General features: G+C 67.2%; 25 protein-coding genes. 9 read left to right on the top strand and 16 right to left on the bottom strand.

Annotated elements, in window-relative coordinates; genetic code table 11:
* Positions 1-48: 48 nt before the first annotated feature.
* The 3 genes from FBT69_00660 to xerC are packed head-to-tail and all read left to right on the top strand — an operon-like array spanning position 49 to position 2227.
* Positions 49-864 carry a hypothetical protein gene (locus FBT69_00660; protein MDL1903311.1) on the top strand — a complete coding sequence of 272 codons (816 nt, stop codon included), beginning with the start codon at positions 49-51 and terminating at the stop codon, positions 862-864.
* 46 nt (positions 865-910) lie between these two features.
* Positions 911-1156 (top strand): hypothetical protein, encoded by a 246-nt coding sequence (locus tag FBT69_00655; GenBank protein ID MDL1903310.1) that lies wholly within the window; start codon positions 911-913, stop codon positions 1154-1156.
* A 51-nt stretch (positions 1157-1207) separates the two neighbouring features.
* Positions 1208-2227, top strand: coding sequence for a tyrosine recombinase XerC (xerC, locus tag FBT69_00650; GenBank protein ID MDL1903309.1), 1020 nt, complete (start codon positions 1208-1210; stop codon positions 2225-2227).
* A 111-nt stretch (positions 2228-2338) separates the two neighbouring features.
* On the opposite strand, the gene FBT69_00645 is transcribed toward xerC, so the two are convergent.
* From FBT69_00645 to FBT69_00585, 13 genes are all read right to left on the bottom strand, one after another.
* Positions 2339-3478, bottom strand: coding sequence for a LamG domain-containing protein (locus FBT69_00645; GenBank protein ID MDL1903308.1), 1140 nt, complete (start codon positions 3476-3478; stop codon positions 2339-2341).
* A 12-nt stretch (positions 3479-3490) separates the two neighbouring features.
* Positions 3491-4024 carry a prepilin-type N-terminal cleavage/methylation domain-containing protein gene (locus FBT69_00640; GenBank protein ID MDL1903307.1) on the bottom strand — a complete coding sequence of 178 codons (534 nt, stop codon included), beginning with the start codon at positions 4022-4024 and terminating at the stop codon, positions 3491-3493.
* Positions 4021-5079, bottom strand: coding sequence for a prepilin-type N-terminal cleavage/methylation domain-containing protein (locus FBT69_00635; protein ID MDL1903306.1), 1059 nt, complete (start codon positions 5077-5079; stop codon positions 4021-4023). Before FBT69_00635 ends, FBT69_00640 begins: the two co-directional genes overlap by 4 nt.
* 6 nt (positions 5080-5085) lie before the next feature.
* Positions 5086-5646 (bottom strand): prepilin-type N-terminal cleavage/methylation domain-containing protein, encoded by a 561-nt coding sequence (locus FBT69_00630; protein ID MDL1903305.1) that lies wholly within the window; start codon positions 5644-5646, stop codon positions 5086-5088.
* 184 nt (positions 5647-5830) lie between these two features.
* The gene (locus FBT69_00625; protein MDL1903304.1) at positions 5831-6310 is read right to left on the bottom strand and encodes a prepilin-type N-terminal cleavage/methylation domain-containing protein; all 480 of its coding nucleotides are present in this window, start codon (positions 6308-6310) and stop codon (positions 5831-5833) included.
* Between the two features lie 179 nt (positions 6311-6489).
* On the bottom strand, positions 6490-7074 hold the full coding sequence (locus FBT69_00620; protein MDL1903303.1) for a hypothetical protein: 585 nt from the start codon (positions 7072-7074) through the stop codon (positions 6490-6492).
* A 54-nt stretch (positions 7075-7128) separates the two neighbouring features.
* Complete coding sequence (locus FBT69_00615; protein MDL1903302.1) at positions 7129-7689, bottom strand: hypothetical protein; 561 nt, start codon at positions 7687-7689, stop codon at positions 7129-7131.
* A 3-nt stretch (positions 7690-7692) separates the two neighbouring features.
* On the bottom strand, positions 7693-8256 hold the full coding sequence (locus FBT69_00610; GenBank protein ID MDL1903301.1) for a PilN domain-containing protein: 564 nt from the start codon (positions 8254-8256) through the stop codon (positions 7693-7695).
* 3 nt (positions 8257-8259) lie between these two features.
* The gene (locus tag FBT69_00605; protein ID MDL1903300.1) at positions 8260-9321 is read right to left on the bottom strand and encodes a hypothetical protein; all 1062 of its coding nucleotides are present in this window, start codon (positions 9319-9321) and stop codon (positions 8260-8262) included.
* Position 9322: 1 nt separating this feature from the next.
* The gene (locus FBT69_00600) at positions 9323-10552 is read right to left on the bottom strand and encodes a type II secretion system F family protein (GenBank protein MDL1903299.1); all 1230 of its coding nucleotides are present in this window, start codon (positions 10550-10552) and stop codon (positions 9323-9325) included.
* Entirely contained in the window at positions 10549-12315 is a 1767-nt protein-coding gene (locus FBT69_00595) for a type II secretion system protein GspE (protein ID MDL1903298.1), read from the bottom strand. Before FBT69_00595 ends, FBT69_00600 begins: the two co-directional genes overlap by 4 nt.
* The gene (locus FBT69_00590) at positions 12312-12647 is read right to left on the bottom strand and encodes an STAS domain-containing protein (protein MDL1903297.1); all 336 of its coding nucleotides are present in this window, start codon (positions 12645-12647) and stop codon (positions 12312-12314) included. Before FBT69_00590 ends, FBT69_00595 begins: the two co-directional genes overlap by 4 nt.
* A 24-nt stretch (positions 12648-12671) precedes the next feature.
* Positions 12672-14741 carry a PAS domain-containing sensor histidine kinase gene (locus FBT69_00585; GenBank protein ID MDL1903296.1) on the bottom strand — a complete coding sequence of 690 codons (2070 nt, stop codon included), beginning with the start codon at positions 14739-14741 and terminating at the stop codon, positions 12672-12674.
* Between the two features lie 3 nt (positions 14742-14744).
* On the opposite strand from FBT69_00585, the gene FBT69_00580 reads away from it, so the two are divergent.
* Entirely contained in the window at positions 14745-16994 is a 2250-nt protein-coding gene (locus tag FBT69_00580) for a choice-of-anchor B family protein (GenBank protein ID MDL1903295.1), read from the top strand.
* An 84-nt stretch (positions 16995-17078) separates the two neighbouring features.
* Here FBT69_00580 and FBT69_00575 read toward each other — a convergent pair whose 3' ends face one another.
* Positions 17079-17504, bottom strand: a complete 426-nt coding sequence (locus tag FBT69_00575; GenBank protein ID MDL1903294.1) for a molybdenum cofactor biosynthesis protein MoaE — start codon at positions 17502-17504, stop codon at positions 17079-17081.
* Positions 17504-17749, bottom strand: a complete 246-nt coding sequence (locus FBT69_00570; protein ID MDL1903293.1) for a MoaD/ThiS family protein — start codon at positions 17747-17749, stop codon at positions 17504-17506. The genes FBT69_00575 and FBT69_00570 overlap by 1 nt, the downstream gene beginning before the upstream one ends.
* A 103-nt stretch (positions 17750-17852) precedes the next feature.
* On the opposite strand from FBT69_00570, the gene FBT69_00565 reads away from it, so the two are divergent.
* Genes FBT69_00565 through FBT69_00545 form a run of 5 tightly spaced genes read left to right on the top strand, consistent with a single transcriptional unit; the run spans position 17853 to position 21051 of the window.
* Positions 17853-18188 (top strand): carboxymuconolactone decarboxylase family protein, encoded by a 336-nt coding sequence (locus tag FBT69_00565; protein MDL1903292.1) that lies wholly within the window; start codon positions 17853-17855, stop codon positions 18186-18188.
* Positions 18185-19408, top strand: coding sequence for a molybdopterin molybdotransferase MoeA (locus tag FBT69_00560; protein MDL1903291.1), 1224 nt, complete (start codon positions 18185-18187; stop codon positions 19406-19408). Before FBT69_00565 ends, FBT69_00560 begins: the two co-directional genes overlap by 4 nt.
* Before the next feature lie 23 nt (positions 19409-19431).
* Positions 19432-19902 (top strand): cyclic pyranopterin monophosphate synthase MoaC, encoded by a 471-nt coding sequence (gene moaC, locus FBT69_00555; protein ID MDL1903290.1) that lies wholly within the window; start codon positions 19432-19434, stop codon positions 19900-19902.
* Positions 19903-19907: 5 nt separating this feature from the next.
* The gene (locus FBT69_00550) at positions 19908-20444 is read left to right on the top strand and encodes a MogA/MoaB family molybdenum cofactor biosynthesis protein (GenBank protein ID MDL1903289.1); all 537 of its coding nucleotides are present in this window, start codon (positions 19908-19910) and stop codon (positions 20442-20444) included.
* A complete protein-coding gene (locus FBT69_00545; GenBank protein MDL1903288.1) occupies positions 20440-21051 on the top strand; it encodes a molybdenum cofactor guanylyltransferase in 612 nt (203 codons plus the stop codon). The genes FBT69_00550 and FBT69_00545 overlap by 5 nt, the downstream gene beginning before the upstream one ends.
* Here the strand turns inward: FBT69_00545 and moaA are convergent.
* Positions 21015-21998, bottom strand: a complete 984-nt coding sequence (gene moaA / locus FBT69_00540; protein MDL1903287.1) for a GTP 3',8-cyclase MoaA — start codon at positions 21996-21998, stop codon at positions 21015-21017. The genes FBT69_00545 and moaA overlap by 37 nt on opposite strands.
* Positions 21999-22002: the final 4 nt, after the last annotated feature.

The following is a 22002-nucleotide window of genomic DNA, read 5'->3' as shown; positions in this document are numbered from 1 at the left end:
GGGTTGCGAGTGCGAGGGGTGGAACCCCGAGCGATACGGCAGGAAGCCATGACAAGTGTACAGACCATGCTCTCGGTGAAACTCGCCATGATCGGGCGGGGATTGCGCGTGTCCGCGTGCGCGGCTGCGCTCGCTGCGGTCGTTTGTGCGCCGACGGGGTGCGGCGGGTCGGGACGGCGTGAGTCCGCGCTGATCCGGCCGCACGTGTTGGTGTCGCCGTACGCGGCGACGGTCGGCGAGGTGATCTGGGCGGCCGCCCCGCTGCGGAACGAGTCCGGGACGAGCGTGCCGGACACGCTCTTGCTCACGGACAAGGTCGTTGCGGCTGCGCAGCAGGTGCTGGGGATCACATGCCTGCCGGTGAACCGGACGCTCGAAGCGATGGCGGCGATCGGGATCGACGATATCCGCACGCCGGAGGACGCGGAGGCGCTGGCATCGGCGATGGGCGTTGACGGGCTGCTGGTCGGCTCCGTCACGGCGTATGACCCATATGACCCCCCCACCTACGGCCTTTCGCTCGCGCTGCTGGCTCGGAGCGGACGGCTGGCGGGAACAGCCGGCGGGGTCGATCCGCGGCGGCTCGCGACGGACGGAACAGGACGAACGGACGCGAGCACGTGGGCGACGACGCCGGCCTCTGCTGTGAGCGCGCACCTCGATGCGAAGAGCCACGACGTGCTCATCGCTTTGCGGTCGTACTCGCAGGGAAGACACGACCCGGATGGAGCGTTCGGATGGAGGCGGTACACCGCGAGCATGGAGTTGTACACGGAGTTCGGGTCGCAGTTTGTCGTCCGCCGGCTGCTCGAACGTGAAGCGGCTCGGGTCGGTGGGCAGGGACGTGTGACAGACGCCCGGTAGCCGTCGGCCCGAGAGCCGGCGTGGCCGGCGAGACGGGAGCAACGGCATGGACGCCGGAACACGCGACACACGGCGGGCGCACGCGGCGGCGCGGCTCGGATCGGGCGGTGAGGTCGTCGTCACACTGTGGAAGGGACGGCATACCTGGCGGTTCTCGTGCCGTCGCGGCGACGAAGCCACGCTCATGCGGGCCGTGGCGAGGTTGACCGCGGGGCAGTTGACGGTGGGTGAGGGCGCGCTCGTGGCGCGCCAGATCGCCGCCGCGATGGCGGGTGGTGAAGCGACACGATGACGGAGCGACGAAGCAAGGCGGGCGCCTTGCTTCGGACCAGGAGTGTGTGTGATGTTCACGCTGGCGATTGTTGAAGCGTTTTCGTCCTACCTGACGGACGAACGGCATTTCAGCCCGTACACGGCACGGTGCTACGGCGCAGACCTGCGGCAGTTCGTGGAGTACCTGACGGAAGAGTCCGGCGTCAGGCCGAACGAGATCGCGGAGAAGGCTGCCTACGAGCGGCGTGCCGCCGGTGGCGAAGCGAAGGCGGTCGCCGGCACGATCGCGCCCGCGACGCTGACGGAAACGATCTGTACCGCGGACGCGGACCTGATCCGAGGATTCCTCTCGCACCTGGGCGAGCAGGATTACTCCGCGGCGACGATGGCTAGGAAGATCGCCACCCTGCGATCGTTCTACAAGTGGGCTGATCGGCGAGGTCTGGCCTCGGGGAACCCGATGACGCTGATCCGCACGCCGCGACAGGGCAAGCGGCTTCCGAAGGCGATCACGGTGGATCAGGTGGAGCGGTTGCTCGCAGCCCCGGACGAGAACGACGTGCTGGGGAGGCGCGACCGGGCGATGCTGGAGACGCTGTACTCGACCGGCATCCGTGTGAGCGAACTGGTCGGCCTGACGATCGGTGATCTGGACATGACCGGCGAGGCCCTTCGCGTGCAGGGCAAGGGCAAGAAGGAGCGGATCGTGCCGCTGGGTTCGCACGCGCTGGACGCCGTGCGGCGTTATCTCGACATGGCGAAGAACGACCCGCGGTTCGCATCGGCATGGGCGACCGGTCGCAACAGCCCGCTCTTCCTGAACAAGCACGGGAAGCGGCTGAGCAGCCGGTCGGTACGCCGGAAACTGGACAAGTACCTGCGGGGCGTGGGGCTCGACCCGTCCATCAGCCCGCACACGCTGCGGCACAGTTTCGCGACCCACCTGCTGGACAACGGGGCGGACCTGCGGAGCGTCCAGGAACTGCTCGGGCACCAATCGCTGAGCACCACGCAGGTCTACACGCACCTGACGACGCAGCGGCTGCGCGATGCCTACGACCAGGCGCACCCGAGGGCGGAGGCGGGCTAAGCAGCAAAGCAGCAAAGCAGCAAAGCAGCAAAGCAGCAAAGCAGCAAAGCAGCAAAGCAGCAAAGCAGCAAAGCAGCAAAGCGATCGTAATGACAGGTGACAGCCGGTCACTCAGTCCGCGATGCGTTCCCAACTGGTTGAAACGACGCGCATCCTGAGCGGAGGTGGATAGGCCGCGTAGAGGTCGGCGATATCCGTCGCGGTGAGGATCTTGTTGAAGAACGCCACCTCGGCGATGGACCCCTTGAAGGGGGAGGTCCAGCCGTTGGTGGAGCCTGAGGAGGAGTTGACCGTGGAGACGCCGAGGGCGAGCGGCTCCTTGTTCTTGTCGATGCCCACGTCAAAGTCGCGTGAATCGACCAGGACACCGTCGACGTAAAGAAGCATGTCGTCGCCGAATGTGAGGACGACGTGGTACCACCGGTCAGGCACGATGGTCGAGGAACGCACGACGTTCCAGGATGAGCTGTCCGCTATGCGGGCGCGGATACGCGAGGCATCGACAAAGATCTCGAGGTACCCCCCGCTGCCGAAGCCGGTCGCGGCCTTGGAAAGCACGCCCATCCGCGTCGTCACCTTCTCGGGTCGCAGCCAGAGCGCGATGGAGCCTTGCTTGATCTCGTACTTGCTCCGATGGGCAACCTCGGCGAAGTCGTTGACCCCATCGAACCAAGCAACGGTCGAGCACCCGAGGCCGGTGCGCCGTGCGAGCAGAACTCCGTTCTTGTAGGCGCCATTGCGTTCGCCCATCGTGTCGATCGCGGTCGTGCCGGCGTTCTCGTTGAGCCGCCAGTAGGAAACCGGAGCGAGCGAGGTCATCACCCCGGTGTACGCACCCTCGAACGGTCCCTCGGTCTCAAGCCGGACAGAGACGATCGACCTGGCGCGAGACGCCCGGCCGGTCGCGGTGACGAGCACGGGCTGGCAGGGGTCGTCGGCGAGGTTGCCGTCCGCGGGATCGACGACGTTGATCGTGTAGGTGGCCGCTCCGAGTGGCGCATCCGCGCGCCAGTCGCCGTTGGGGAGCGACCATCGCCAGTCGGGCGTGTCGTGCATGATCGCGAGAGCGAGATCGATCCCGCTCTCGGCCGCGGCGCGCGCGTCCATGACGGCGCCCACGCTCTCGGACTCGATGCGCCGGGAGGAGACGATGCTCAGGCTCGCCAGGCCGAGGACGGTGACGGTGGTGACCGTGACGAGAACAAGCAGGTAGATGCTGCCGCGTCGGCGTGATGTCGGCGTGTGGCGCATCGTGTCGCTCCGTCAGTCGAGGTGCTTGTCGAGGGCGCGGGTGCGGAGTCCGGTCGCTGTCGCCATGGGTTGCTTTCCGCGATAGACGGTCACGGTGATCCGCTTGACGCCCGAATCGGTGAGCACCGTTGTCGCAGGGTTCGCGACGCTGACGTACTCGACGGTACAGGCCCGGGTCCAGCCGTCGAATCCCGGGATGGCCGATCCGTCGGTACGCTGCGGGGGCGATGCGGACCAGCCGTTGAAGTCGTCCACGTCGTTGAAGAGCGAGCGTGTGCCGTTGATTTCTCCGGCGCCGGGCCCGGTGCCGCTGCCGGCGATCGGGTCGTCGTAGGGATGTCGGCGGGCTTCATTGAGGAGGTCGAGTGCGAGCACGCGGGCGCGGGCGCGATCCGCGGCGTGCCGCTGCATGGAGGCGGAGGCCGCGACGGTGTTCAGCGATGCCGCGAGGAGCGCTGCGAGCACAAGGATCGCAACGATAACCTCCACGAGGCTGAAGCCTCGTGCCTGCACGCGGGCGGCATTGGAGGCCGGACCTCGGCTCAATCGAGCACCTCCGGGCGGTTGAGCGGCCTGATGGTCTTCTCGATGGCAGTCTGGGACGCGCCCGCGCGAATGCGTACCGTGAGGAAGTCCACATAGTCGCGGGCAACGAGTCCTTCGCTCGTAAGGTAGACGGTGCCGTCGATGTCATGGAGGGCGCAGGTGCTTCCGTAGGTGGTCCAGGTGCTCCCGGAGTTCGTAGAAGCCATGCCAACTGTTCCGACGGGGATGCCGAGGGACGAGAAGTAGCTGACGCCGGTCGCGTTCGACCCGTTGGTGCCGCGGATGACGATGCAGATGCCCTGGCCGGCCGGAACGACGCCGGAATCGAGGTTGAAGGTCTGCCATGAGGGCAGGACGCCGAGGTTGTCCTCGTTGAAGGCGGCGGAGGCATAGACCGTTGTGCTTGGCGTGCCGTCGGCCTTCGGCTTGCGGAGTTGCACATCGCCTGTGCCGCCGCCGGATCCGGAACGGAGAAGTTTGACTCGCACTCGCGTGATGCGCCAGCCGGTAGCGCCCGAGGCCTGCGGCGGCGGGCAGTAGAACCCGAACCAGTTCGAGTTCGTAACCTGCTGGGAGAGCGGCAGCGCCGAGTCGTACTCCTGAATATCCCCGGATGAAGCGGACTGGTCGCTGCCGAGGAACACGCTCCCGGGCCGTGTGGTCGCGGAGAACTCGAGGGATCGCACGTCGGGCAGGACGATGATGGGAGACGATCCGTTGATCGTGCGCATGAGCGGTTGGCCGGACGTGCCGGACCAGGCGTAGCGCACGACTTCCTCTTTGCCGTCGCCTGTCCTGTCGGCGAGCGTGAACTCGACCGCGGTCTTCGAGACCTCGTTGAAGACGAGCGCGAACGCTGCGTCGTCGATCAGTTCCTCGGCGAGGCCCGCCCCGCCGAGCGCGGCGGCGAAGACGCCGTCGTCTCGCGGGATGGCCTTCGAGGCAAGGATGATGAGCGAGCCGATGGCCGTCACGAGGATCGAGACGATCGCCAGGCTCACCGTCAGTTCGATGAGGGAGTAGGCCCGCGACGTGCTGGGTGAGGGTTTGCGCATCGCGTGCTACTTGGGAACAACCATCGCAGGGGCCTTGGGATTTCCGTTGGCGTCGGTGAGCGTCACTTTCGAGGGGCCGCTCGCGTCCGCAAGCGACTTGACGGTCGCGGCGTCCAGCGTGGCGGTCGTCACCGCGCCGGTGTCGGGATCGACCGTGATCGACTTTCCCCTGGTGTTGGCGCCGACCGCGAGGTCGCCGCCCGCGACGGGAACCCCGAAGCCATTGAACGTGAGAACGGACGAGGAGTTGAAGTCCGCCTTCAGCAGCATCACGCGGAACGGCTCGTCGCGGAGGATGACGAGAGCGGTTTCGGACGCGGAAGCACCGGGCCTGGCGTAGGCGAACTTGTAGGTGTCGGTGGGCAGGTCGTACTCGATGACGCGGGTCACGCTGCCGTAGCGGGCGTCGTTCTGTACGTAGGTGGCGTCTACGCACACCTTCCGAGCGGCAAGTTCGACCTGGTACCGGGAGCGCGACTCGGCGTACTTCGGGAACGAGACGGCCGCGACCACGCCGACCACGACGATCACGATGGACAACTCGATGAGGGTGAAGGCTCGTGACATGGCGCTGGGTCCGGCAATTCCCGGTTTGTCGGGCTGCTGCGTGCTGCGCCGACTACCCCCCCGGTTGGACAGGACGCCCGCGAGAGTCGCGGGCGTCCCGGGTCGAATCGTCGTGGGCTGGATCGGGTTGCCGTTCAGGCGTTCGGCCCTCCGAGCGAGCGTGTCAGACCTTCACGCGGCCGGATCAATACGAGGTGTAGGCGACGCCGCGATCGTCCTTGTCCGTGTCGGCGGCGTTGACCTTGATGGTGCCGGTTGACGCGATGTACCACCAGCCGTAGTTCGCGGTACCCTGGGTATCGGTGACGCCTGCGTAGCCCTTGTTCGGGCCGACCTTCTGCTTGGGAATGCTGCGCAGGTACGGGCCGTAGATGTGCGTGGTGTCCTTGGTGGCGGAGGTGTTGCCGTTGATGTCGGAGTACTGGGTCAGCTGCTCCTCGAACTTGGCGAAGCTGGGGTAGGAACCGCCGTGCTCGGTGTGGTAGAGGTCGATCGCGCTGCGCAGGACCGCGAGATCGGAGACGACCGCGGAGTCCGCCGCGCCGGCCGCACCGCGGCTCATCCGCGGGATGGCGATGGCGCCGATGATCCCCAGGATGACGACGACGATGACCAGTTCGATGAGGCTGAACGCTCTGTTGCGATGGATCGTGTGAGTGTGCATCTCGTGTGTTCCTTCCGGTGTCCGACCCAGGAACCGGCGGCAACCCGGCAGCCGGTAATATGGAATAAATCGACCCCCCCCGCCCTCGTCTTAAGGCTTCCGATCCGCGGCGGACTGCGACGATCGTCAAACCCCGTACAAGTTCACTCGGTTCGACGGCGCCCCGGGAAGAGCACCGGTCACCGGGGTTGCTCACCGGGAGTCCGAATCCGGAGTTCGTGGACGACGCCATCCGCAGTGCGGACATACGCCACTCCTGCTTCGACCGCGACCAGCCTGACGCCCGACAGCTCCTGGCCGACCGTCATGAGGCGGCCGTTGACGATCGCAGCAGGCCTTGCTCCGCCCGCCATGATTGCGGACACCACCGGCGTCTCTGAGACGGGGGCGCTTGCGGGAACGGTCGCGGAGTCGTCGCGGTTATCGGCCGCAGCGTCGTTCGTCGCGGCAGCGGGCAACCATTCCTGCGGAATGGCGAAGGCGTCGGTCGCCGAAGCGGCTGTCAGGTTCTCCGTTCGGGAAAGCGTGTCGAGAATCTGGGCGAGCCTGGCTGCCCCGGCGATTCGGGCGTTGGCGGTGTCCGTCGGCGCAGCGGCCTGTCCAGTCGGCGAGGTTGCGACTGCGGCGGCCGGGAGGGATGTCTGCATGGCGGCGGAAGCCCCCTGCGGCCCCGAAACGCCGAAGAACAGCTGGTCCGCCGCGAGCGCCAGCCCCGCCACCGCGAGCAACCCGAGATACACCTTGCGCTGCTTGTTGAGCCTCATGCCCCAACAAGCGAATACGCGGCACGCAAGGGCAAGGGAAATGGCGTCAAAAAACTACTCCGCGGCGTCCGCCGGCGCGGCGTACCACAACAGGGTGAACTGGAACGAATCCGCGGGCAGTTCGCCCGCGCCGCGAGCGACAAGGCGGAACGAGGCGACCTCCGTGTCTGGGTAGTTGGTGTGGAGAGCGTTGAAGAATGCGGCCGATGCCGGATATGACGCCTGTCCGGAGAGTCGGATCTCGACGAGGTCGAAAAGTTCCTCACGGGTCGTAGCGCCGGGCTTGATCTCGTCGAGTTGCAGCCCGTTCTCGCGGGCGAGATTCGTCAGGCCGGCGACACGCTCGTTCATGCGCCGGCTGGGAACAAGCTGAACGGTGACGTTCTCGAGCACGCGGCGTGCCTCAGCGAGCGATTCGGCAAGCAACCGTTGCTCGTGCTGCGCGAGCGTGAGTTCCGCAAGGCGCGTATCCGCCTGAGCGTTGAGCGTCTCTCGCTCGGCGCGAGCCTTCAGCGCGGGCTGGACGCCGATGAACCACGCTCCGGCCGTAAGGGCGGCCAGCAGCCCGATCGCAGGGGCGTCGATCGCGAGGCGGTTTGGCTTCGGATCAGGCATCGGTCAGTTCCCCCTGGGCCAGCCGAGTCTGCATTCCAGCGAAAAGGCGACCGCCTCGCCGCGCGGCGTGGCGCGACGCACGGTCTCGACGAGACGGACACGATCGAACACCCCCGAACGTTCGAGCGCAAGCGTGAATTCCGTGATGTGCTCCGGGGTCCGGCTCACGCCCCCGAGCGAGAGCCGGTACCCGCCCTCGTCGAGCGATTCGAGATGGCAGCTGACGAGCGCGAGGTCATCGCCGCGGTCGCGCGACAGCAACGCGAGCAGCACACTCCAGTCCGGCCGGTTGGTGATCTGTCGCGCGGCTTCGGCACGGCGTCGAACGTCCGCCAGCTCCGACTTCAGCCGCGCGATGGCGGTGCGGCTCGCGTCCATCTGTTGTGAAGCGGATACGATAACGGACCTGGCCTGAGCGTCATCGCTTTCGAGCCCGATGCGCAGGCCGAGGCACCCAGCGGCGAGCGCGAGCGCGTAGATGCACGAGACAACGGCCCACGCGCGGACGCGGCGGGCACGGATTCGCGCGTGCAGGCGAGAGGAGGGGATGAGGTTCACGGCGACCATGGCTTATCCGTCGGTCCGATCGGCAAGTCCGAGCGCGATCGTGAGGGGAATCCGTGCCGCGCGGGAAAGCAGACGCGCGGGCACGTCAACAGCAGAGGCCGTTTCCGCGGCACGGACGGGCAGGCCCGTGAGATCGGCCAGGTGCGGAGCCATGCCTGGAATCATCGCGCCGCCGCCGTAGAGCACAACGCCCGTGGCCTGCACGTCCGGATATCGGTGCGAGGCGTAGGCAAGCGACAGGTTCAACTCGCGGACGATGCCCGCCGCGTGATCGGCGATGGCTGCTCGCGCCTCGTGCAACGCCCGCTGATTCGGCTGTTCAGCGTTGTCAGGTTCTGCCAGGCCGACGTCCTCGACGAGGTATTCGGTGACAGAGGCATCGACATCGAGCGAGGCCGCAAGCCGCGCGTGCAGGGAGGCGATGCCGAACTCGGGCACGGAGCGAGCGTAGATGCACGCCCCCTGGTGGATGAGTGAGAGACGGGCTGCCGCGTGCCCGAGATCGATCAGCCCGTGCAGCGCCCCCGAGATCGCGTCTTTCGCGAAACACGCGCGTGCCGCCGCGAGCGTGCCGACATCGAGCGCGGCGACCCGCAGGCCCGCGCCCTCAAACGTGTCGATCAGCGCGTCCGCGTCAGAGTGCGGACAGGCGGCCACCATGACGGGCGTTCCCGCGCCGCGACGCGACGACGGCGGCAGTTCCCAGCAGGCCATCTCGAATGCACCCGGGTCGCACTTGTGCATGCGCGCGAGCTCGACGCGGGCGAGTTGCTCGACCGGCGCGCCGGACGAACGCGGGGGAAGATCGAGGATACCCGTGAGGAGCGTAGACCACGGAACCGACAGGACGACATCGTTCCCCGAGAAGCCCTGGCGTGCGAGAAGCCCTGCGAGCGCCGCCGCCTCATCGTGCGTGATCTGTCCCTCGGCGGTGCGGCGCATGGTCGTGCAGGCGTGGAGTCGCCGCCCGGGCGCGCGCGACAACTGGACGGCCTTGACGCTGTGCGCGCCGGCGTCGATGCCGATGAATGAACGCAGGCGGGCCGACGCGAGTCCCGGAGACATGTCACGGTCCTCCCTGAACAACGGAGGTGACGTCGAAGAGCGGCAGGAACATGCTGATGGCGACGAAGCCGACAACAAGCCCGAGCCCGATCAGGATCAACGGCTCGATGATGCTGGTCACGGACTTGACGACCATCGCGTTGTCCTCGTCCATGCAGTTGGCAAGATTGAGCAGAACGGAACTCACCCGCCCTCCCTGCTCGCCGTTGCGAACCGCCTCGGCGAACGACGGCGTGACGAGGTCCGAGGCGGCCAGCGCGTCGCTCATGGCCTCGCCGCGAGTCACCGCTTCCTCGATCTTCACGAGCAGCGCCCGGTAGTGCGAGTTGGTCATCGCCTGCCGGGTGAGCACGAGCGACTCCAGGAGCGGAACCCTGCTTTCCAGCAGCACCCCCAGCAACCGAGCGATGCGGGCGGTGACGAGACTGCGGACCAGCTTGCCGAGCCTGGGAGCGCGGACAGCGAGGGTGTCGAGCAGCTCTCGCCCGCTCGGCGTTGCGAGCCAGTAGAACACGCCCCCGCCGATGCACCCCAGCACGATGATGACCCCCCACCAGTACGCGCGGAGGAGTTCGCTGGTGGACATGAGCAGGGCGGTCGTGGGCGGAAGTGGAGCGTCGAGGGTCTCGAAGAGGCCGCTGAATCGCGGGATGACAAAGGCGATCATAAGAATGAGCACGGAAAACGCAACGACGATCAGGAGGGTTGGATAGACCATCGCCCCGATAATGGAGCCGCGCATGACCTCCTGCTGGCGCATGAGCGCGGCCAGGCGAGCGAGCATGTCGTCGAGATGCCCGCCGGACTCGCCCGCGGCGACGAGGCTGCGAGCAACCGCGTCGAAGACGCGGGGGTGTTTCTCCATCGCGTCGGCAAGCGTCGATCCTTCCTCGACCCTCCGTCGAACATCGGCGACGACCGCGCGGAACGTCTCGTTCTTCGTCTGACGCTCTACGGCCGCCATCGCCTGAACGACGGGCGTGCCCGTGCCGACGAGGATCGAGAGCTGGCGCGTGAACTCCGCCAGGCACTTGGTCCTGTCCGCACCCCTGAGAGCAATCCCGCGCCTGGCATTTGCGGACGTGAGCGCAGCCTCGCTCGCCTCGCTGACCTCAAGGACAAACAGCCCCTTGCGGCCGAGAAGTTCGGTCGCCTCCGCGCGCGAAGCCGCCTCGACCCGTTCGGTCTGCCGGCGGCCGTTGCGATCGAAGGTGACGCACTCGAACTTCATGCGGCCCTCCGGAGTTCGACGGCGGGAGCGACCTCGGTCACATCATCTCCTCCCTCATCGGTCTTGGTGACACGCAGAACCTCTTCGAGGCTTGTCTTGCCGTCGAGCGCGAGAAGCACCCCCTCTTCGCGGAGCGACTTGTACCCGTGGGTCTTCAGCGCCCTACGGAGTTCGTGGGACGGCACGGCGCGGTAGATCAACTGGCGAACGTCGGACGTCACTTCCATGACCTCGTAGACGCCCAACCGCCCGTGGTACCCGCTGTTGTGGCAGGACTGGCACCCCGCGCCCTTCTTGAACGCCCGCCCGGAAAGGCCGTCCAGCCCGGCATCCCTGAGAACGTGCTCGGCCGGGTAGTACTTGGTCTCGCAGGACGAACAGATCGTGCGTGCCAGCCTCTGGGCGACCGCGCCGTTGAGCGCGCTCGACAGCAGGTACGACTCGACGTTCATGTCGAGGAGGCGTGCAACCGCTCCCGGCGCGTCGTTCGTGTGGAGAGTGGCCAGCACGCCGTGCCCCGTCAGAGCCGCCTGAACAGCGACCCGGGCTGTCTCCTCGTCGCGGATCTCGCCGACCATGATGATGTCGGGATCCTGGCGGATAATGCTCCGCAGACAGCGGGCGAAGGTGAGGCCGATGGACTCGTTCACGCCGGTCTGGTTGACCAGATCGAGCTGATACTCGACCGGGTCTTCGACGGTGATGATGTTCCGTTCCGGGCTGCGGAGGAGGTCGAGAGCGGAGTAGAGCGTGGTCGTCTTGCCCGAGCCGGTGGGGCCTGTGACCAGCACGAGTCCGTGCGACTGCCGCAGGATGCGCTTGAAGGTTTCCATGGCGTCCTGGCGGAAGCCGAGGTCTTCGAGGCGCACACGGAGATTCTGCTTGTCGAGGATGCGGACGACGAGTTTCTCGCCGAGCAGTGTGGGCAGGCTGCTGACACGCAGGTCGATCTCGCGCCCTTCGGCGACGATCCGGACGCGGCCCTCCTGCGGGAGCCGCTTCTCGGCGATGTCCATCTTGCCGATGACTTTGACGCGCGACACGATGGCGGCGTGCATGCCCGGGGGGGGCTTCATCAGGTCGCGAAGCACGCCGTCGATGCGGTACCGGATTCTTGTGCCGCGCTTGTCTGGTTCGATGTGGATGTCGCTCGCCCGGTCCTTCACGGCGGTGAGCAGCGCGACGTTGACGAGGTTGACGATCGGGCTGCCGGCGACCATCTTGTCGAGGTCGGTGGACGGCCCTTCATCGACGGTCTCCCGCTCGACGACCTCCACGTCCGTCTGGGCCAGCGACGTGAGGAACTCGTCAACGTCAACGTTCCCGCCGGCGTACTTGCGGATGTACTCAAGGATGTTGCCTTCGAGCGCGAAGACGGGCCTGATGCGACAGCCGGTGACCGCACGAAGCCGATCGATCGTGGGCAGGGACTGCGGCTCCGCCATGGCGACGGTGAGCACGTCTCGCACGCGGAAGAGCGGAATCACCTTGAGTCGCTCGGCCTCTTCCTCGCCGATGAGCTGCAGCAGCGAGGGGTCGATCAGGCCGTGCCGGAGGTGGCACCCCCTGACGCCAAGGCAGTCCGCGATGGCCCTGACGAGCGCGGCGCTGGTGATGACACCCTGCTCAACGAGCATCTCGCCGAGCATCTGGCCCGTGGACTTCTGGTCCTCGAGCGCTCGCTGGAGCTGCTGCTCATTGACAAGCCCCGCCTGGAGGAGCACCTCCCCGACGCGGATCTTCTTGTACGGCGTCGCGCTCACAGGAAGCTCCTCACGGCGGAGTTCACGTCCTCGTGATACTCGAAGAGAGGCGCGAGTTCGGTGAGTTCGAGCACTTCGCGGAGAGTTTCGTTGGCCGCGCTGATCTTGAGGGACTGACCGCCCGTGCCGAGTTCCTCCGTGAGTTCGACGAGGACTTCGAGGCCCCGGCTGTCGGCGTACGCGATGGCGGAAGCGTCGATGACGAACCGTCCCAGGCTCTTGCGCAGGACGTCCGCCGCACGTGTCTTCAGCGCATCGGCGTCCTTCTGGACCAGCGGCCCGATCGGCTTGAGAACGGTGACGGCGCCCTGTCGCTGCTCGATGATCTGCATGTCGCCCCTCCCCGGGCGCGTGCGCTACGCGGCCCTCGCATGAATCGGTATCGAGAGGGTGAAGGTGCTTCCCTTGTCGAGTTCGGACTGGACGGTGACGTCGCCGCCGTGGAGACGGATGACCTCTCGTGCCAGCGCAAGGCCGAGGCCGGTGCCCGTGAGTTCCGTGACACGGCGGTCCTTGGCTCGGTAGAACTTGTCGAAGACTCGCTCGGCGTCCTCGGGCGAGATGCCGATGCCGGTGTCCACAACGTCAACCGTGAAGTTCTCCTCGTCGTCGGCAACGATGACGCGCACCGAGCCTCCGGCGGGCGTGTACTTCAGCGCGTTGCCGATGAGGTTGTGGAGCGCCAAGGCGATCTTGTCCCGGTCGCCCTGGATGACCGGAAGCTTGGGGGGGAGGTCGAACCGGAGGTCGAGGCCCTTCTCCTCGGCCTGTGCCCTGTAGTCGGCTTCGAGTTCGGCGAACAGGGCGTCGAGGCGAACATCGTTCTCGACGATGCGCAGCTGGCCCGCCTCGATCTCAGCGACGGAGAGCATGTCGGAAACGATCCTCTCCAGCCGCCTGCTCTCCTGGTTGATGACGTTGATGGCCTGCGCACGGTCGGCCGGCGTCGGCTCGCCGTCGAGGAGCTGCTCGACGTAGAGACGGATGTTCGTCAGCGGCGTGCGCAGTTCGTGGGACGCCTGGGCGACAAAGGCGTTCCGGGCGGCGTCGGCGACGCGCTGCTGCGTCACGTCCTCGATGAGGATCATCGCGGCCGCGGAATCCTCCCGCCGGACAGGCCGCACGCTGAATCGCAGCACGCCGGAACCGTTGTCCCCCGTGCGTTCGACCTCGACGGCAAGGCGGTTGCGGATGACGCCGGAGGCGACGCCGCGGATCGTGTTCACGAGCCGCTCGTCCGCGACGAACTTCGTGATCTCGCTCCCGACGATCTCGTCCCGCTTGGCGCGAAGGAAGACCGCCGCCGCGCCGTTCGCGTACTTCGAGCGCAGGTTCTCGTCGATGAGGATGAGACCCTGCCAGAGCGCATCGCATGCGTCGTCGAGTTCGCCGCGCTGGGCGCGATGCGCCCCCATCGCATCGGCCGCGTGCTTCGCGCGCTCGGCGCGGCGCTCCAGGTCTCGCAACGCCAGCAGATCGTTCCACGCGCGGGCCTCGCCGCCGAGGGATTCGTCAACGATGAGTGTTGCCGATGCACGCTCGCCCCGCTCGAAGGCGATCAGGCTGGCGCGAATGGCGGCCATGCCCCTGAGCCGACGCTGGAGCACGCGTGAGACGAGCAGGAGCGAGACCAGCCCAACAGCGCCGACAATGCCCGCGGCGGCCTGCGCGTCGCGCATCGCCCCCGTGGGCACGGTGGCAGGACCCGACGCCTCCAGGCGAGCACGCCCGCGTCCCGGCACGTCAACCGGCTGCGCGATCTGCACAATCCGCGAGTCGCTTGCCGCAGCGGGCGCGATCGAAACCTCCGGAAGTCTGTTCGGCAGCAGGTGCAGAGTGATCTTCGCGGGGTCGGCGGCGGCGAGAACCCCACCGTCCCCGAGCACGATCCGCAGGTCGTCGAGCGAGTTCGCACGAGCGGCGTCGATGACGATGCGGCGAACGGCCGTGAGATCACCCGCCGCGAGCAGCGGAGACGCGGCCTCGGCAACAAAGCGGCAGGCGTTCTCCACCTGCGCCGCCCGCGCCTCCCTCATCGCCCTCGCGTGACCGCGAACCGTGAGCCACGCTGTTACCCCCACCGAACCAACCACGACCAGCATGATCGCCAACGCCGCCCAGACCGGCGCGGACTCCCCGGTGAAGCGGCCCGGAGCGAATGAACGCCTCCGCCGTGCTTCCGCATGTGGCTGATCGCCGCTCTGAGTCATGGCGCAGCACCACCTCCCGTTGGTCGTGAACCCGCAAGGGGTATCGGCAGTCGGAGAGCGGGAATGAAGATGTGCGGCCTGGGAGGGATCAGGGGATTGTCTGTCGGCGCAGGGGGTTACCCTCCTCGGGGCGACGTTATGGGTCGGCTTGCTTCCCTTGCAACGGCCTATCTGGTAGATTGACACGGGCTGGAAAGCATCTGGCTGGGAGTGCATCACATGGGCGTCAAGGCAGGGCGTTGTGTTCAAGGGTTCGTGTCGGCAGTGTCCGCGGGCATGTTTCTTGGCCTGGTCGCGTCGCCGAGCACGGTGTCGGGTCAGGACGACGATCGCCGCAAACTGATGGACCAGATCGTGCCGGTGTACGGCCCCTTGGTGTCCGGGCCGCTGAAGCCCGAGAACGGGCGCATCGCTGAGTTCGACGCGCACAACGTCACGCTGCTGTCGTGGATGCCTCTGAACCTGTTCCCGGACACGCAGATCTCAGCGAATGTCTGCTGGGGATACGTCTCTCCGAGCGGGCGCGAGTACATTTTGCTCGGCCTGCGACGCGGGACGGCCGTGCTGGAAGTGACAAACCCCACGTTGCCGGTGCTCGTCGGATATGTTCCGGGCGCAACAAGCCTGTGGCGAGATTTCAAGGTGATCGGGCACCATGCCTACGCGGTGAGCGAGGGTGGGCTGGGCATCCAGGTCATCGACCTGAGCGGCGTGGATAGTGGTACGGTCGTTCACGTCAAGAACAAGACACAGAACGGTCATTCGTCCACGCACACCATCGCGTCGAACCCGGACTCCGGCTACCTCTACTTGGCTGGGGCGAACATCGCCAACGGCGGACTCGTGGCGGTCAGCACCACGGACCCCACCGACCCCAAGATCGTGGGGAGCTGGAACACGCGGTACGTGCACGAAGCGCAGATCGTGACGTACACCAGCGGCCCCTTCGCGGGCCGAGAGATCGCCTACTGCTGTACCGGATCGGCTGGGCTGGACGTCGTGGACGTGACGAACAAGTCCAATATGGTCAGGATCGGCGGGTTGAAGTACCCCGGAACGCGGTACTGCCACCAGGGATGGCTGACAGAGGACGGCAAGTACTTCCTCATCAACGACGAGATGGACGAACCGGACCCGGCGCCGACCACCCGGACGCACGTGGTTGACGTGCAGAATCCGGCTTCCCCGGTATACAAGGGTTGGTTCACGAGCGGGAAGACGAGCACGGACCACAACCTGTACATTCTCGACGGGAAGGCCTACCAGGCGAACTACCTCTCTGGCTTGCGTGTGTTTGACGTGAGCGATCCGCTGAATGCCGAGCAGATCGCGTGGTTCGATACACACCCCGAGAGCGACGCCCCCGGGTACCACGGCGCGTGGGACTGCTACCCCTTCCTGCCGAGCGGAACCATCGCCATCAGCGACATCGAACGCGGACTCTTCCTGGTTCGCGTCGGGACGGACTCGCTCCAGTTCGACTACCCCGACGGCCTGCCGACGCTCGCCAAGCCGGGCGTGAACGTGCCCGTCCGGGTCGGCATCGTGGAGCAGGGCGTAACGCTGGATCCGGCGACAGTCAGGCTGCACGTCCGCAGGGATGGCGCGACGTCAGAGTTCGTGATGACGCAGGAATCAGCGGCCGTGTACACGGCGTCCATCCCCGCCATGGAGTGCTATGAAGAGGCCGATTTCTGGTTCTCCGCAGCGGACACGGACGGTCTGCTCTACATCGACGTGCTGAATGCCTCGCTGGGGGGCGGCCATCCGCTCATCGCCGCGACGGGAGAGGCGGGGGTCATCGCCGACGATTTCTCGACGGACCTCGGCTGGACTACGACCAATCAGTCGGTGCAGTCCGGCGCGTGGACACGGACACAGCCGATCGCCGCGAACGAGTACGAGCCGCAGGGAGATCACGACGGCTCGGGCATGGCGTGGGTCACGGGAGCCGTGCCCGGGGAGATGCTGATCGGCGGGCCGACGATCCTTTTGTCCCCCCCCTTCGATCTCAGTCAGGCCGGGGCGGCCGAGGTCTCCTACGCCGCGTGGCACCAGACGACGCTCGGCAGCACGCCGCTCCGGGTAGAAGCGAGCCACGACGGAACGGCGTGGGTGGAGATCGCGACGCACCTCAGCACACCGGGCTGGGAGCGGAACACCGTGCGGCTCGACAAGCACGTCCCGCTCTCATCGCAGGTCCGGGTTCGATTCTCGGCTTCGTCCTGGAACAACTTCTCCGGAGTCGAGGCGGGAGTGGATGCGTTCTCCATCGTCGCCGTCGAGTGCGACGACTGCCTCGCGGACTACAACGGCGATGGGACGGTGAACACGCAGGACTTCCTGGCCTTCATGAATGACTTCACCGGCTCGACGAACATCGGCAACCCGGACCTCAACGGGGATACGAAGGTGGACACGCTCGACTTCCTGACGTTCCTCAACGCATTCGTGACCGGCTGCCCGTAGTCGTGATTCGCCGTCCAATGTGATCCGCGGCCGGGTTCATGCGGGGCGTGCCCAGCGTCATCGCTATGTCCCGTCTCGAGTTGTTCACGGCGACTCGGCACTGGCCTGAGGTTTCTCCTGCCTCGCCGCCGGCGGTGAGGCGCGCTTCCAGATCGGGACATCCCGCTTGAGACGATCGATGAACTCGTCCATCGCGTCGAGTGCCTCGCGTCGGTGGGCGGAGAGGATGACGAGGCGGAAGGAACGCTCCCCGACCGGCACGAAACCTCGGCTGTGCTCGACGCCGACTCGGAGCAGGCCGAAGCGTTGCATGAGGTCGGCGGCGATGGCGTGCATCTGTCGCTGGGCCATCGGCTCATAGGTCTCGTAGTGCAGACCGTCGATCGGCAGACCGTTCTCGGTGGGCCTCACGATGCCCTCGAAGACGACTGTCGCCCCGCTTCCCTGAAGCGGAGGCTCAAGCCTGTGCGCTCCGAGCGGACCGTCCGCAATCTGGACGCTGATCGTCATTATCCCCCCGAAACCAGGCCGATCAGGGCTACTTCGTCGCCGGCCCGGACAACCGCGTCGGGAAGCGCGAACTCGCCGTTCAACGCGATCCGCAGGCTCGGCAGCATCGGGGCAATTGCGGGACAGGCATCTCGCAACAGCGGCACAAGCGACGCGACGGTCGGGTTCGTGCCGGCCCGGACGGCGACCACCGACGAACCCGCGACGGCGGCGGCCGGACCGAAGAGCAAGACTGCGACGTCCATCACGCGGAGTGTATAAGGTCAACAATCCGGGGACGATCACGGCATCGAACCGTCCAGCCATCCAGGAGAACCCGGCATGAGCCTCCCCTCTGCGTATCGACGGATCGGCAAGGAACAGCCCGAACTGCTCGCGGCCTACGAGCGCTTCGGCGAGGCGTGCGCGAACGCCGGGCCTCTGGACCTGAAGACCATCGCACTGGTCAAGCTGGCGATCTCGCTCGGCGCGGGGCTGGAGGGAGCGGCGCACTCGCACTGCCGCAAGGCACTCGCGGCCGGGTGGACTGAGGACGATCTGATGCACGTCGCACACCTGTGCGCACCGACCATCGGCTTCCCGCCGATGATGCGCAACCGAGGGTGGGTCGAAGATGTGATCTCGAAGTCTGCGAAGGACGGCAAGAAGAGCAAGGGTGGGGAGAAGCGGAAGAAGAACCGATGAACGTGGAACACCCGCTGCCGTCGCCGGGCGACGCGCTGCGGGCGCTGCTGGAACGGTTATCCCCGGTCGCGACCGAGCGCGTAGGACTTCGTGAGGCCGCCGGTCGAGTACTGGCGGAGAATGCCGCCGCCGATCGGCCAAGCCCTCCGCTGACGGTCAGCGCGATGGACGGGTACGCGGTGCATCTCGCGCGCCTGCGGCCCGGACGGATCAGCGTTGCGGGCGAGGCGGCGATCGGGCGAGCGCCAGAAACGCTGCGTGAGGTGTGTGCGGCTCGCATCGTCACGGGCGCGCCCGTGCCGCACGGCGCGACAGCGGTGCTGCGCCGTGAGGACGTCGTGGAAGGCGACGGATGGATCGAGGTCGGCGCGGACCTGATCGCGCGATTGAACGAGGACGAGAACATCCGGCGGCAGGGCGAGAATGGGCCGGCAGGCACGGTATTTGCAAAGGCTGGTCGCCTGATCACCCCTCCGGTCGCGGGGGCGCTCGCCGCGTTCGGCGTGGCGTCGCCGACGGTTCGGTGTCGCGTGCGCGTGGCGATCGTGGCGACGGGCGACGAGATCCTGCCGCCGGAGCACCGGGTAGAGCCGTGGCAGTTGCGGGACTCGAACTCATCCGCACTGACAGCGTTTGTCGCCTGCGTGCCGTGGCTGATGCTGGTCTCGACCGAACGGAGCGCGGATGAACAAGCACTGTTGCGCGCCTCCCTGGGACGCGCGCTCGAAGCCGCCGATGCCGTGCTCGTATCTGGTGGCGTATCGATGGGACAGCGGGACTTCGTGCCGGGGGTGTTGGAATCGCTCGGCGTGAAGCGTGTGTTTCATTGTGTGTCGCAGCGGCCGGGCAAGCCGCTGCTCGCTGGCGTGGGGTCGCGCGGCCAGGCCGTGCTTGCGCTCCCCGGCAACCCGGTTTCGGTGATGGTCACCGCGCGGAGATTCGGCGCGCCAGCGCTGGCGCGACTAGCGGGCATGGATCATGTATGGGGCGCCGACGGCATGGTCGTGCTCGACGGCGAACCGGAGCGAGCGATCTCCCTCTGGCTTCATCGGCCCGTGCGACTGACCACGCCCGGACGGGCGGTGCGCGTGAAGACGAAAGGCTCCGGCGACGTGATCGCGGTGAGCGCGAGTGATGGCTTTGTCGAGATCCCCCCGGGCGAGAGCGGCCCAGGGCCGTGGCCGTTCTACGCTTGGACGCCGGGCGGAGGCATGGCGTGAAGAACGATGAGGGCCAGGCCAGGATGACACACGTCGGCACGGACGGCCGTGCCCGGATGGTGGACGTGGGCGAGAAGGCGGTCACCTCGCGCGGCGCCCGGGCCGAGGCGTTCGTGCGCATGTCGCCCGCCCTGGTTGAACTGGTGCGCCGCGATGCGCTGGGGAAGGGCAGCGTGCGCGACGTGGCACGCCTCGCGGGCATCATGGCGGCGAAACGAACGGCGGACCTGATCCCGCTCTGCCATCAGTTGCCGCTCGATCATGCCGAAGTAACGATCGAAACCGTCGACGAGGGAGTGCGGATCTCGACAGAGGTCCGCACCCACGGCAGAACCGGCGTCGAGATGGAAGCGCTCGCGGCGGCGGCTGTTGCAGCGCTGACCGTGATCGACATGGGGAAAGCGGTCGATCGCGGGATGGCGATCGAGCGGCTTCGCGTGGTCGAGAAATGGGGTGGTCGGAGCGGGCACTACCTCGCGGAGGACTCGCGATGAACGCTATCCGGGCCGCCGTCCTGACGGTGAGCGACCGGTGCTCGCGCGGCGAGGCCGAGGACAGGTCCGGCCCCGCGCTCGCCGCGATGCTGTGCGAGCGGCTGGCAGCCGAGATCGTGGAAACGGTGTGCGTGCCCGACGAGGTCGAGCGCATCGAGTGTGCCCTCCGCAACTGGGCTGAGCCTGTGCGACGGATCGACCTTGCCGTGACAACCGGGGGAACCGGCCTTGCGCCACGGGACGTGACGCCCGAGGCGGCGATGCGGGTGATCGAGCGGCCGCACGCGGGGTTGATGGAGCTGGCCCGCGCGCGGTGCCTGAGCATCACGCCGAGGGCGTACCTCTCGCGCGGCGTGGCCGGCGTCGCCGGACGAACGCTGATCCTGACGCTGCCGGGGTCGGTGCGCGGGGCGACGGAGCAACTGGCCGCGCTGCTCGACGTGCTTCCCCACGCGGTGGAAACGCTGCGGGGCGAGGTACAGGACGACGGGCGCGCGGACGCGAAACCGACCAGCGGGCGGGTCGTGATGCACGGAGATTGACGTGATCGAGCGCGTGCAGCCCGTGGTGCTGGTGGGCGGGAGGAGTCGCCGGTTCGGACGCGACAAGCTGCGCGAACCTCTCGGGGGGGGGCTGCTGATTGATCGGCCGATCGCCGCTCTGCGTGCGGTGTTCGGGCGATGTGTCGCGCTGGTCGGCGACTGCGATCCGGCGGTGGCCACGCGGGGCGATTCGCACCTGGCCGACGGTTTCCCGGGGATGGGACCGATCGGGGGCATCGTGACCGCGCTGGATGTGTTCGGGTGTGCCGTCTTCGTGCTTCCGGGAGACCTGCCCAGCGTGACAGCTACGGGCGTGCGGGCCGTGCTCGAAGCCGCGGCGGCCGAAACCGGCGCGGCAGCGGTGGTAGGAGCGACAGCGAGAATCGAACCCTGCTTCGGCGTGTATCGGCCGCAGTGCGAGAACACGCTGCGTCGCGCGATCGCCGGCACGCGGCTGGAGTTGTGGCGACTGGTTGAACAAGAGCGGTGGACGACGGTCCCGCTCCCAGTGTCAGAGGTGATCAACATCAACACGATCCGGGACTTCGAGAGCGCGACAGGAGCGTGTCCTCAGCCGCCGATCGCGGACATGGGGCGATCCGGCTGACGGAAGGCGGCGGATTCGATGCCGTGGCCCGCCTGCTTCGTCCACGTGGCGTCGATGAGGAAGCGGTCGACCTCCGCGTCGCTCGCGCCCCCTCGCAGCAGCGAGCGCAGATCCCATTCCTGCGTGCTGAAGAGGCACGGCCTGACCTTGCCGTCGGCAGTGATGCGCAGGCGGCTGCACCGGCCGCAGAACGGACGGGTGACCGGCGCGATGAGGCCGATGCGGCCAAGCGCGCCATCCGCGAAGACGAAGTTGAGAGCGGTGGAGGAGTCGGAGTCGCGTCCCTCCGGCACGAGGGGCCACTCCGCAGCGATTCGTTCGAGCGTTTCCGACGCGGGCACCACGAGGGAGCGGTCCCAGCCCCGCGCGTCGTCGAGCGGCATGAACTCGATGAATCGCATCTCGACTCCGAGTTCGCGTGCAAGCGCGGCGAGCGGGACGATCTCGTCCTCGTTGAAACCTCGCATGAGGACAGCGTTGATCTTCACGGGGACAAAGCCGGCGTCGATGGCTCGGCGCACACCCTCGATGACCTGCTCCGGAGTGGTTCGCGCTCGGGTCATCGTGGCGAAGCGGTCCGGCCGGATGCTGTCGAGGCTGACGGTGATCCGTGTGAGTCCGGCGGCTCGCCACTCGGCGAGGGACGCCGGAGTGAGGCGCGAGCCATTCGTCGTCAGCGCAAGGTCCGTGACTCCGAGAGCCGCGACGCGACCAATCACGGACGCGAGCCGCGGGTGGAGCGTCGGCTCGCCGCCTGTGAGCCGGATCTTCTCAACGCCCAGCCGGATGCAGGCGGCTGCGACACGGACGATCTCGTCATCCGTGAGCAGGTCGAGCCGGCGCATGAAGCGTGCGTCCGGTTCGAGGCAGTAGACGCAGCGGAAGTTGCAGCGGTCGGTGAGGCTGAGGCGCAGGTCGCGGATGGTCCGACCGAGGGAGTCGATCATGCGA

Source organism: Synechococcales cyanobacterium CNB, from assembly GCA_030263455.1.
Taxonomy (GTDB): Bacteria; Planctomycetota; Phycisphaerae; order Phycisphaerales; family UBA1924; genus CAADGN01.
Note: the sequence above shows the minus strand (reverse complement) of the source record. Positions and strands in the feature narration are given on the sequence as shown.

Coding starts and splice junctions, on each gene's coding strand:
- FBT69_00660 (MDL1903311.1), top strand. CDS start 49: ATGACAAGTGTACAGACCATGCTCTCGGTGAAACTCGCCATGATCGGG.
- FBT69_00655 (MDL1903310.1), top strand. CDS start 911: ATGGACGCCGGAACACGCGACACACGGCGGGCGCACGCGGCGGCGCGG.
- xerC (MDL1903309.1), top strand. CDS start 1,208: ATGTTCACGCTGGCGATTGTTGAAGCGTTTTCGTCCTACCTGACGGAC.
- FBT69_00645 (MDL1903308.1), bottom strand. CDS start 3,478: ATGCGCCACACGCCGACATCACGCCGACGCGGCAGCATCTACCTGCTT.
- FBT69_00635 (MDL1903306.1), bottom strand. CDS start 5,079: ATGCGCAAACCCTCACCCAGCACGTCGCGGGCCTACTCCCTCATCGAA.
- FBT69_00630 (MDL1903305.1), bottom strand. CDS start 5,646: ATGTCACGAGCCTTCACCCTCATCGAGTTGTCCATCGTGATCGTCGTG.
- FBT69_00625 (MDL1903304.1), bottom strand. CDS start 6,310: ATGCACACTCACACGATCCATCGCAACAGAGCGTTCAGCCTCATCGAA.
- FBT69_00620 (MDL1903303.1), bottom strand. CDS start 7,074: ATGAGGCTCAACAAGCAGCGCAAGGTGTATCTCGGGTTGCTCGCGGTG.
- FBT69_00615 (MDL1903302.1), bottom strand. CDS start 7,689: ATGCCTGATCCGAAGCCAAACCGCCTCGCGATCGACGCCCCTGCGATC.
- FBT69_00610 (MDL1903301.1), bottom strand. CDS start 8,256: ATGGTCGCCGTGAACCTCATCCCCTCCTCTCGCCTGCACGCGCGAATC.
- FBT69_00605 (MDL1903300.1), bottom strand. CDS start 9,321: ATGTCTCCGGGACTCGCGTCGGCCCGCCTGCGTTCATTCATCGGCATC.
- FBT69_00600 (MDL1903299.1), bottom strand. CDS start 10,552: ATGAAGTTCGAGTGCGTCACCTTCGATCGCAACGGCCGCCGGCAGACC.
- FBT69_00590 (MDL1903297.1), bottom strand. CDS start 12,647: ATGCAGATCATCGAGCAGCGACAGGGCGCCGTCACCGTTCTCAAGCCG.
- FBT69_00585 (MDL1903296.1), bottom strand. CDS start 14,741: ATGCACTCCCAGCCAGATGCTTTCCAGCCCGTGTCAATCTACCAGATA.
- FBT69_00580 (MDL1903295.1), top strand. CDS start 14,745: ATGGGCGTCAAGGCAGGGCGTTGTGTTCAAGGGTTCGTGTCGGCAGTG.
- FBT69_00575 (MDL1903294.1), bottom strand. CDS start 17,504: ATGACGATCAGCGTCCAGATTGCGGACGGTCCGCTCGGAGCGCACAGG.
- FBT69_00570 (MDL1903293.1), bottom strand. CDS start 17,749: ATGGACGTCGCAGTCTTGCTCTTCGGTCCGGCCGCCGCCGTCGCGGGT.
- FBT69_00560 (MDL1903291.1), top strand. CDS start 18,185: ATGAACGTGGAACACCCGCTGCCGTCGCCGGGCGACGCGCTGCGGGCG.
- moaC (MDL1903290.1), top strand. CDS start 19,432: ATGACACACGTCGGCACGGACGGCCGTGCCCGGATGGTGGACGTGGGC.
- moaA (MDL1903287.1), bottom strand. CDS start 21,998: ATGATCGACTCCCTCGGTCGGACCATCCGCGACCTGCGCCTCAGCCTC.